The organism is Paenibacillus sp. P22, from assembly GCF_000469945.2.
GTDB lineage: Bacteria > Bacillota > Bacilli > Paenibacillales > Paenibacillaceae > Paenibacillus_O > Paenibacillus_O humicus.
Genome location: NZ_CBRA020000236.1, coordinates 1 through 10499, shown reverse-complemented (window position 1 = coordinate 10499; position 10499 = coordinate 1). Strand labels below are relative to the sequence as shown.

General features: G+C 62.5%; 6 protein-coding genes and 2 pseudogenes. 7 read left to right on the top strand and 1 reads right to left on the bottom strand.

Going from position 1 to position 10499, the window contains the following annotated elements:
- Positions 1–190: hypothetical protein (locus BN871_RS29445; protein WP_232313312.1), on the bottom strand; the 190-nt coding region annotated here is incomplete at its 3' end.
- On the opposite strand from BN871_RS29445, the gene BN871_RS24160 reads away from it, so the two are divergent.
- The 7 genes and pseudogenes from BN871_RS24160 to murG all read left to right on the top strand — a co-directional run bounded on the left by BN871_RS24160 (position 171) and on the right by murG (position 10233).
- Complete coding sequence (locus tag BN871_RS24160) at positions 171–2126, top strand: stage V sporulation protein D (protein ID WP_048749504.1); 1956 nt, start codon at positions 171–173, stop codon at positions 2124–2126. The genes BN871_RS29445 and BN871_RS24160 overlap by 20 nt on opposite strands.
- Before the next feature lie 166 nt (positions 2127–2292).
- Positions 2293–3774, top strand: coding sequence for a UDP-N-acetylmuramoyl-L-alanyl-D-glutamate--2,6-diaminopimelate ligase (locus BN871_RS24155; protein ID WP_048749502.1), 1482 nt, complete (start codon positions 2293–2295; stop codon positions 3772–3774).
- Positions 3771–5255: a UDP-N-acetylmuramoyl-tripeptide--D-alanyl-D-alanine ligase gene (gene murF / locus BN871_RS24150; protein WP_021881427.1), complete on the top strand. Its 1485-nt coding sequence runs from the start codon at positions 3771–3773 to the stop codon at positions 5253–5255. Before BN871_RS24155 ends, murF begins: the two co-directional genes overlap by 4 nt.
- 18 nt (positions 5256–5273) lie before the next feature.
- Positions 5274–6245 (top strand): phospho-N-acetylmuramoyl-pentapeptide-transferase, encoded by a 972-nt coding sequence (gene mraY, locus BN871_RS24145; protein WP_021881426.1) that lies wholly within the window; start codon positions 5274–5276, stop codon positions 6243–6245.
- A gap of 295 nt (positions 6246–6540) precedes the next feature.
- A pseudogene (gene murD / locus BN871_RS24135) lies at positions 6541–7978 on the top strand (UDP-N-acetylmuramoyl-L-alanine--D-glutamate ligase).
- Positions 7979–8022: 44 nt separating this feature from the next.
- Complete coding sequence (gene spoVE / locus BN871_RS24130; protein ID WP_048749498.1) at positions 8023–9120, top strand: stage V sporulation protein E; 1098 nt, start codon at positions 8023–8025, stop codon at positions 9118–9120.
- A 5-nt stretch (positions 9121–9125) separates the two neighbouring features.
- Positions 9126–10233 (top strand): annotated as a pseudogene (murG, locus tag BN871_RS24125) (undecaprenyldiphospho-muramoylpentapeptide beta-N-acetylglucosaminyltransferase).
- The last annotated feature ends 266 nt before the right edge of the window (positions 10234–10499 follow it).

Sequence of the window (10499 nt, the reverse complement as noted above, 5' to 3'; positions counted from 1 at the left end):
CGGTGCGGCATTTCTGACGCTGGATGCGGCGCCGGCCGGCGTTTTGGCTGCCGAGCCGGCCGAAGCCGGCCGCCCATGGCTTGGCATACGCCGCTGGTTTCCCGAATACGTTAACTTGTACGGACAGACTGTACCTGTCCCATGTTAACGGACGAGAGGGGAACGTGCGGATGAAAGTTTCCAATGTCACCTTGAGGCGCCGCCTCTTTCTAGCGCTTGTCGTCGTTCTGGTCGGTTTTGTCGCGCTTATCGCACGGCTGGGCTATGTCCAGCTGGTCCGCGGCGGAGAGCTGTCGGCCAAGGCGGAGGACAACTGGAGGCGCGAAGTCGCATTCGCCCCCAACCGCGGGGATATTACGGACCGCAACGGCACGAAGCTGGCCTACAACGTCAGCTCGCCGACGATTGTCGCGATTCCGGTGCAGATCAAGGACAAGGAAGGCACGGCCAAAACGCTCGCCCCTGTCCTCGGCATCTCGGAGACGAAGCTGCTCGGCTTGCTCAAGAAGAAGGCCATGAGCGTCATCATCAAGCCCGAAGGTCTCAAGATTTCCCTGGACAAGGCGCTGGAGATCAAGAAGCTCGGCTTGCCGGGCATCGTTGTCGCCGAGGACAACAAGCGCTATTATCCGTTCGGCGAGCTTGCGGCGAGCGTGCTCGGCATTACGGGCGTGGACGGCGGGCTTACCGGCATCGAGAAGAAATACGACGACAAGCTCAAGGGAGTCAAGGGCAGCATCTCTTATCTGTCCGACGCCAAAGGAGAGATGATGCCGGGCTCGACGGACCGCTATCAGGCGCCGACGGACGGGCTCAATCTGGAGCTGACGATCGACAAGCAGATCCAGACGATCATGGAGCGGGAGCTCGACCAGGCCATGACCAAGTACAAGGCCAACGACGCCATCGCCATCGCGATGGATCCCAATACCGGCGAAGTGCTCGGAATGGCGAGCCGCCCGACCTTCGAGCCGGGCAATTACAACGCGTATCCGGCCGAAGTATACAATCGGATCCTGCCGATATGGATGACCTACGAGCCGGGATCGACATTCAAGATCATCACCCTGTCCGCCGCTCTGGAGGAAGGCAAGGTCAACCTCAAGAACGAGCATTTCTTCGATCCGGGAGCGGTGGAGATCGGCGGCGCAAGGCTGCGCTGCTGGAAAAAAGGGGGACATGGAAGCCAGACTTTCCTTGAAGTGGTGCAGAATTCATGCAACCCGGGCTTCGTGGCGCTCGGCAATCGGCTTGGCAAAGATACGCTGTTCAAGTATATTAAGGACTTCGGCTTCGGCAAGAAGACGGGCATCGATCTTGGAGGCGAGGAGAACGGCATCCTGTTCAAGCTGAGCCAGGTCGGGCCTGTAGAGCTTGCGACGACCGCATTCGGCCAAGGCGTATCGGTGACGCCGATCCAGCAGATCGCTGCGGTGTCCGCCGCCGTGAACGGCGGCACGCTGTATGAGCCCCATCTGGCCAAGGCATGGACCAATCCGGAGACCGGCAAGGTCGTGCAGGAAATCCAGCCGGAGCCGGTGCGCAAAGTGATCTCCGAGAAGACGAGCGCGCAGGTCCGCGAGGCGCTCGAGAGCGTCGTGGCGCTCGGCACGGGCGGCAACGCCTTCATCGACGGCTATCGCGTCGGAGGCAAGACGGGCACGGCCCAGAAGGTCATCAACGGCCGCTATTCGCCCAATGAGCATATCGTCTCGTTCATCGGCGTCGCTCCGGCCGACAATCCGAAGATCGTCGTGTACGTCGCGGTCGACAATCCGCAGGGCATCCAGTTCGGCGGCGTCGTAGCCGCGCCGATCGTGAGGAACATTCTGGAAGATTCCCTTCAATATATGGGTGTTCCCAAAAGCTCTGCCCAGATCGGCAAAAAGTACAAATACGGCGAGACTCCGATCGTGACCGTCCCGAACCTCGTCGGCAAAACCGTCTCCGACATCTACGAGGACATGAACATGAACTTCAACCTGAGCTCGGCCGGCAGCGGCAATACGGTCATCCGGCAAGCTCCGGCGGCCGGCGCCCGCGTCGACAAGGGCTCCACGATCCGGATCTATCTCGGCAGCGACGCCGACCTTCCCGGCGACGCGGATGCTCACGCCGATCATTGAGCCCCGCCGCACGACAGGAAGGGACGTGCGGAAGCGCGGGCGCTCGTCTTCGAAGCCCGGATTCCACGCATTGCAGGGCGCGAGGGAATCCGGGGTTCGGGAGAGGCGGCCGCTCTGAAGGTTCAAGATGGCAACTGTTATGGAGCAAATAGAGAGGAGAAAGACTATGCGTTTGGAACAACTGGCATCGCAACTCATCACATCGCGACTTATCGGGGACGGCGGCGTCCCGATCTCGGGAATCGAGCATGATTCCAGGGAGGTCAAGCCGGGCTGCCTGTTCCTCTGTCTGCCCGGACATACCCAGGACGGACACGACTTCGCCGCTCAGGCGGTAGAGAAGGGAGCGGCCGCGCTTGTCGTGGAGAGGCGGCTCGATCTCGCCGTGCCTCAGCTGCTCGTGAACGACAGCCGGCTCGCCATGGCCGTTCTTGCGGATTATTTCTACGGACATGCCAGCCGCAAGCTGAAGGTTATCGGCGTCACGGGAACCAACGGCAAAACGACGACCACGTACCTGATCGAAAGCATTCTCGCCGACCGCGGCCTCCGTCCCGGCGTCATCGGCACGATCGAGATGCGTTACGGAGGCAGATCCTACCCGATGAGCCGGACGACGCCGGAGGCGCTCAACCTGCATCGCGACCTGGCCGCCATGCTGGAGGCCGGCTCGACGCATGCGGTGATGGAGGTTTCCTCCCACGCGCTGGAGCAGGGCAGGGTGAAGGGAGTCCGCTACCGCACCGCCATATTCACCAACCTGACGCAGGACCATCTGGACTATCACGGCACGATGGACGTGTACCGTGAAGCCAAGGGCCTGCTGTTCTCGCGTCTGGGCAATGAATACGGCTCCGGCGAGCAGAGCTACGCCGTGCTCAATGCCGACGATCCGGCTGCGGAGCGCTACCGCGCGCTCACTTCGGCAGAAGTCGTCACCTACGGAGTCGAGTCGAAAGCCGATGTGCGGGCTTCGGACATCTCCATTGCGGCGGGAGGCACCTCCTTCCATGTCGATACTTTCGCGGGCAGCGCCGACATCACGCTGCAGATGGTCGGCAAGTTCAACGTCTACAACGCGCTGGCCGCCCTTGCGGCCGGCCTGATCGAGGGCATCCCCCTGGAGGAGATCAAGGCCAGCCTGGAGCGCGTATCCGGCGTTCCGGGACGGGTGGAATCGGTCAACGAAGGCCAGGACTTTGCCGTCGTCGTCGATTACGCCCATACGCCGGACGGGCTGGAGAACGTGCTGAAGGCCGTCAAGGAATTCGCGGCTCGCAAAGTCATCTGCGTATTCGGCTGCGGGGGAGACCGCGACCGGACGAAACGTCCGATCATGGGAGAGATCGCTTCCCGCTATGCGGACTACACCATCGTCACCTCCGACAATCCCCGGACTGAAAACCCGGATACGATCCTGCTCGACATCGAGGTCGGGCTGCAGAAGGCCAACGTGCCGCCAGACCGCTACGAGCTCCAGCCGGACCGCCGGACCGCTATTGAAAAAGCGGTTGAAATGGCAAGCCCGGGAGATGTAGTATTGATTGCGGGCAAAGGCCATGAAACCTATCAGATCGTCGGCGCCGTCTCGCATGACTTCGACGATCGCCTGGTCGCCCGAGATGCGTTAAGGGGACTACGAAAATGATTACACGGATGCTCAGCGAAATCGCAGCCATGAGCTCGGGCAGGCTCGGGCCCGGATACATAGCTGCCGGCAATACGGCCGCCGCGCCGGGGGAATGGAGCGACCTGTCCGTACAGGGCGTCTACAAGGATTCCCGCGAGGCGGGAGACGGCAGGCTGTTCGTTCCTTTGTCCGGGGATAATTTCGACGGACATCTCTATGCCGAAGCTGCGCTGGCTAACGGAGCCTCGGCTTCGTTCTGGCAAGAAGATCGTGAAATTCCTGCAGGTCTGGCCGGCAAGCCGCTCGTGCTCGTCGACGATACGCTTGCCGCGCTGCAGCGACTTGCCTCGGCCTATCGCAGCCAGCTCAAGACAACCATCGTCGGCATTACCGGAAGCAACGGCAAAACGACGACCAAGGATATGGTGGCCGCCGCCCTCGGCTCAACGCTGCGGGTGCACAAGACGGCCGGCAATCTGAACAATCACATCGGACTGCCTCTTACCGTGCTGTCGCTCGCTGAAGACAATGAGGCGGCCGTGCTGGAAATGGGCATGAGCGGACTGCGCGAGATCGCCCTGCTGACGGAAATTGCGCGGCCGGACATCGCGATCATTACGAATATCGGCGACGCCCACCTGCTGCAGCTCGGCTCCAGAGAGGCGATCGCCCAAGCCAAGCTTGAGATCGCCGAGGGCTTGAAGCCGGGCGGACTGCTGATCGTCAGCGCGGATGAGCCTCTGATCCGGGAGCAGCTGAAGAAGACGGCCTTGCCGGAACATGCGGCCGTGCGGACGTTCGGCGCCTCTTCCAATGCGGATTGGAGAGCGGCCGACATCCAGGTCGGCGCCGTATCGACTTCGTTCTCGGTGCAGAGCGGAGCCGCGGCGGCGTACTCGCCGGCCGGCAAGGATGCCCCGCCGTCGTATCATTCGCTGCGCATCGAGATTCCGGTGCCCGGCGTGCACAACGTGCATAACGCGCTGGCGGCCATCGCCGCGGCGGCGGCATGCGGCATCCCGCCTGAAGCGGCTGCCGCCGGCCTTGCGTCGATGCAGCTGACGGGCATGCGCATCCAGCCGATGAAGGCGTCCAACGGGGCGCTCATTCTCAATGACGCCTACAATGCCAACCCGACCGCCGTCAGGGCGGCCGTCGATCTCGTAGCGGGACTGTCCGGCTACCGCCGCAAATGGATCGTGCTGTCGGACATGCGCGAGCTCGGCGCAGCCGAAGAAGCCCTGCATCGCGAGACGGGCGCATACATCACGCCGGACAAGGCGGACGCGGTTCTTACCTGCGGAGCCCTGTCCATTCACACTTCCGAAGGAGCGGCAGCTTCCTTCGGCTCGTCTGCCGCGGCTGCGGTGCGGCATTTCGACAACCAGGATTCCCTCATCGGCGCCCTTGCGGCGGAGCTTGATCCCCGCGATCTCGTGCTGGTGAAGGGATCCCGGACGATGCATATGGAAAGGGTCGTAGAAGCGCTTCAGCGCTGACCTTGAGGGGGTGAAAGCATGGACATGCTGGTCATACTGATGACACTTGGCGTATCGTTTCTTCTAGCAGTTATACTCGGACCTCTGTTCATCCCCCTGCTGAGGCGGCTTAAGTTCGGACAGCAGGTGCGCACGGAAGGGCCACAGAGCCATCTCAAAAAATCGGGAACGCCGACGATGGGCGGCATCATCATCATGCTTGCCATTCTCGTCGCTTTCCTGAAGTTCTCGGAGAAAACGACGGAATTCTGGGTGCTGCTCGTCGGCGCTCTCGGCTTCGGCCTGGTCGGCTTCATGGACGATTACATCAAGATCGTGCTCAAGCGCTCGCTTGGCTTGACGGCCAAGCAGAAGCTCGCCGGGCAGCTGCTCTTCAGCATCATCGTCTGCGTGCTGCTGCACCGGATGGGACAGAGCACGGAGATTGCCGTTCCCGGAACGGATTTCAGCTGGGATCTCGGATGGCTTTATTATCCTTTTGTCGTCATCATCTTTTTCGCTACGACCAATGCGGTCAACTTCACGGACGGAGTGGACGGCCTGCTGGCCGGGACGAGCGCGATCGCGGCAGGGGCGTTCACCATCATCGCGATGCAGGCGACGGAGCATGAGAGCGCCGTATTTTCCGCCGCGCTCGTCGGAGCCGCGCTTGGATTTCTTATTTTCAACGCGCATCCGGCCAAGGTGTTCATGGGCGACACCGGCTCGCTCGGAATCGGCGGCGGCCTCGCGGCCGTCGCGATCCTGACCAAGACGGAGATTCTGCTCATTCTGATCGGCGGCGTATTCGTCCTCGAGATGATCTCGGTCATTCTCCAGGTCGGCTCGTTCAAGCTCCGGGGCGGCAAGCGGATTTTCCGCATGAGCCCGATCCACCATCATTTCGAGCTGTCGGGATGGTCGGAATGGAAGGTCGTTACCGTATTCTGGACGGCCGGACTCGTGCTGGCCGCTGCCGGTCTCGTACTCTACCGGGTCACCGGAGGCTGACGAGCCGCGGCTGCCGCCCTCAAGGGGGAAGCGAATGCCGGACGCAGCATAGCTACAAGTGCCGCCGGGCGTTCGGAACCTTCCCTCTCCATGAGGACGAGGCCGTTCGCTTTGGCGGTTTCTTTTCCTTCAGAGGAGATGCGGAGCTGCCGGCGCATGCATCGGATCGGCATCCGCTCCGCATGAGCCCGCTCCGACACCTTTGAAGCTTAGCGTATTCTAGCCATCCATGCGAAATGACTCCGTCCGGCAACGGACGGCATAGCCGTTTGGCTACATAAAAGGAGAGATTGGCATGAATCATCCGTCCACATACCGGAATCGCCGCGTCGTCGTGCTCGGCTTGGCGCGCAGCGGAGCCGCGGTCGCCAGGCTGTTCCACCGCCTGGGAGCGAATGTAACGGTCAACGACCGCAAGCCTGCGGAAGAGAGTCCGGAAGCCGCCGAGCTGGCCGCGCTCGGAATCGAAGTCATCTGCGGGCATCATCCCGACGATCTGGTCGATGCCCAGACGGCCCTGCTCGTCAAGAATCCCGGCATTCCGTACAACGCTCCGCCTGTTGCCGCGGCGCTGGCTCTTGGCGTCGAGGTCGTGACCGAGGTCGAGGTGGCGGGCCTGCTGTCGCCGGCGCCGATCATCGGCATTACCGGCAGCAACGGCAAAACGACGACGACGACCTGGATCGGCCGCATGCTGGAAGCGGCTGGCCGGCGTCCGATCGTCGCGGGCAACATCGGCCGGCCTCTGTGCGAAGCGGCGGAAGAAGCGGATGCAGGCAGCGTGCTCGTCGCCGAGCTCAGCAGCTTCCAGCTGAAAGGCACGAGCAGCTTCCGGCCGCAGGTCGGCCTGCTGCTCAATATCGCGGAGACGCATCTCGATTATCACGGCTCGATGGACGACTACGTCGCCTCAAAAGCGAAGTTGTTCGCGAACCAGACGGAGCAGGATACAGCCGTGCTGAATGCGGACGACCCGGCTTGCGCGGCGATCGAAGCCGGCTTGAAGTCGCGCCTGATTCCGTTCTCGCTCTATCGCAGGCTCGAGAGCGGCGTCTGCATCGAGCCTCCTTACGAAGCCGCCGGGGCGCCGGACAACGCCGGCGAGCCGGAGCGGACGATCGTATACCGCAGCGGGGACGGGACGGAGCAGGCCATCGTCGCCGTCCGGGAGCTCGGCGTTCCGGGAAGGCATAACGCGGGGAACGCGCTGGCCGCCGTCGCCGCGTGCATCGCGATCGGGGTCGAGCCGGCCTTGCTTGCGGCTCCTCTCCGGGATTTCGGAGGCGTGGAGCATCGTCTCGAGTTCGTGCTCGAAGCAGCGGGAGTCCGCTACTACAACGACTCCAAAGCGACGAACCCGGTCGCAACGCTCATGTCGACCGGTTCGTTCGAGCAGCCTTTGATCCTGATCGCGGGCGGACTCGACCGCGGCTCCGATTACATGGAGCTGCTGCCGCTGTTCGGATCCCCCAAGATCAAGGGGCTCGTCCTGCTCGGCGAGACCCGCGGCAAGCTCGCGCGGGTGGCGGAGCTGGCGGGTATGGCGAATGTGGCGGTGGTCGATGCTGAAGGTGACGCCGAATCCGTCATCCGCCAAGCGACGAAAGCCGCAGCCCGGCTCGCTTCGCCGGGGGGATGCCGTCCTGCTCTCGCCGGCTTGCGCGAGCTGGGATATGTTCCCTTCGTTCGAAGACCGCGGGCGCATGTTTAAGGAATCGGCGCATACCTTGTAAGTAGGGGGCTTGTCCCTACTTTCCCATGCCTGAGGTGGTGCGTCATGCCCAAAGTCCGGTCGGCTCCGGACGTATGGCTAGTCGGAGCGATAGCATTGATTCTTTCCGTTGGACTCGTCATGGTCTACAGCGCCAGCGCGGTCCGCGCGTTCCAGGAATTCGGCGATCCCTACTATTTCGTCAAGCGCCAGGCGATCTTTGCCGTTCTCGGCATCGGAGCCATGATCTTCACGATGAACGCCGACTACCATGTCTGGAAAAAATACGCAAAGCCCGTCCTGCTCGTCTGCTTCGGGCTGCTGGTCCTCGTGCTTATTCCCGGCGTCGGCGTCGTTCGCGGCGGCGCCCGCAGCTGGCTCGGCATCAGCTCCTTCGGCATCCAGCCGTCGGAGTTCATGAAGCTCGGCATGATTCTGTTCCTCGCCAAGATGCTGTCCGACAACCAGCAGCGGATCACGCTGTTCGCCAAAGGACTGCTGCCGCCGCTCGCTCTCATGGGAACGGCCTTCGGCATGATCATGCTGCAGCCGGATCTCGGGACGGGCAGCGTCATGATGGGCGCCTCGCTGCTCGTGCTGTTCGTGGCGGGAGCTCGGCTGAAGCATCTCGGCGGACTCGCGATGATCGGGGCGGCGGGATTCGTCGGCCTCATCCTGGCGGCGCCTTACCGGCTCAAGCGGATCACGTCGTTCCTGGACCCTTGGCAGGATCCGCTCGGCGCCGGCTACCAGATCATCCAATCGCTGTATGCGATCGCCCCGGGCGGGCTGGTCGGTCTCGGCCTCGGCATGAGCCGGCAGAAGTACAGCTACCTGCCCGAGCCGCAGACCGACTTCATCTTCTCCATCCTGGCGGAGGAGCTCGGCTTCATCGGGGGAGGCGCCCTGATCTTCCTGTTCCTGATCCTGGTCTGGAGAGGGATGCGGGCGGCCATCTATGCCCCGGATACGTTCGGCAGCCTGCTGGCAGCAGGCATTACCGGCATCGTCGCCGTGCAGGTGCTGATCAATATCGGCGTCGTCATCGGCCTCATGCCGGTCACAGGCATCACGCTGCCGCTCGTCAGCTACGGCGGATCTTCTTTGACCCTGCTTTTGACCGCACTAGGAATTTTGCTCAATATATCCCGTTACTCGAGGTGAACATCATGCGAATCGTACTGACCGGAGGAGGAACCGGGGGGCATATCTATCCCGCCCTGGCCATCGGCAAGCAGATGCAGCAGGAAGAGCCTCAGACGGAGCTGCTCTATATCGGCACGAGCCGCGGGCTTGAGAGCCGGATCGTACCGGAGGCGGGCGTGCGCTTCGAGGCGGTGGAAATCACCGGCTTCAGGCGCAAGCTGTCGGTCGAGAACGTCAGGACCGTCATCCGCTTCATGAAGGGAGTCAGCCGGTCCAAGGAGCTGCTGAAGGCTTTCAAGCCCGACGCGGTCGTAGGGACCGGCGGTTATGTATGCGGGCCCGTCATGTATGCAGCCGCGAGGCTCGGCATCCCGACGCTCGTCCATGAGCAGAATGCCGTTCCCGGGCTGACCAACAAGTTTTTGTCCCGTTACGCCGATTGCGTGGCGGTGAGCTTCGAAGCTTCGGCCGCTTCATTCGGCAAGGCGAAGCGCACCGTCTATGCCGGCAACCCATGCGCTTCCCATGTCGTCAAGGCAAGCCGCAGCAAAGGCTACGCTTCGCTCGGCATCGCCGAGGGGAGCCGCATCGTGCTCGTCGTAGGCGGCAGCAGGGGGGCGCAGGCCATCAATGACGCGATGGTCGCCATGGCGCCGGCCGCGGCCCGCTCCAGAGCCGTCCATTATGTTTTTGTGACCGGAGAAAGCTATTACGAACGCACCTCCGCGGCCATCAAGGAGGCGGCGCCGGGCATCACCAACCATCTTCATGTCCTGCCTTATCTTCATAACATGCCCGAGGTGCTGGCCGCCTCCACGCTGGTCGTCGGGCGGGCCGGCGCTTCGTCGCTGGCCGAGCTGACGGCTCTCGGATTGCCGTCCATCTTGATTCCGTCGCCCAATGTGACGAATAACCATCAGGAAGCCAATGCCCGCAATCTCGCAGACGCGGGGGGCGGCCGAGCTGATGCTTGAGCGTGAACTCAGCGGTGACGGCCTATGGAGCCGCATCGAAGCGATATTGCAGGACAGCGCCGGACTGCAGCGCATGAAGGAAGCGTCGCGGAAGCTCGGCATGCCGGGATCCGCTTCGATCCTGACTGCGGAGCTGCGCAGGCTGGCGAAGAAATAAAAGGCGAGAAGCGGGGTGCGGGCGGGCTCCTGTCACCATAGAGCCCGGGGAGGCATAGGATATCAGCATAATCGTGTCCGTCACCTAAGGGCGGCCGGAGCATGGAAGGCGTCAGCGGCTGGTTTTCCTTTTTGAGCAGCAAGTTGATCWSSAGATTTCCGCCGCTGCGGAAGAGGTGCTGGCGGGCTCCGAGGAGGCCGCCGCATCGGTAGAGCCCACGATTACTACCATCCTCTTTACGATGGATGGGAGTTCGAATCCTACGA

What these genes read in the sequence shown, in the direction of transcription:
- murF (WP_021881427.1), top strand. Translation starts at nt 3,771, where the DNA reads ATGATTACACGGATGCTCAGCGAAATCGCAGCCATGAGCTCGGGCAGG.
- BN871_RS24160 (WP_048749504.1), top strand. Translation starts at nt 171, where the DNA reads ATGAAAGTTTCCAATGTCACCTTGAGGCGCCGCCTCTTTCTAGCGCTT.
- mraY (WP_021881426.1), top strand. Translation starts at nt 5,274, where the DNA reads ATGGACATGCTGGTCATACTGATGACACTTGGCGTATCGTTTCTTCTA.
- BN871_RS24155 (WP_048749502.1), top strand. Translation starts at nt 2,293, where the DNA reads ATGCGTTTGGAACAACTGGCATCGCAACTCATCACATCGCGACTTATC.
- spoVE (WP_048749498.1), top strand. Translation starts at nt 8,023, where the DNA reads ATGCCCAAAGTCCGGTCGGCTCCGGACGTATGGCTAGTCGGAGCGATA.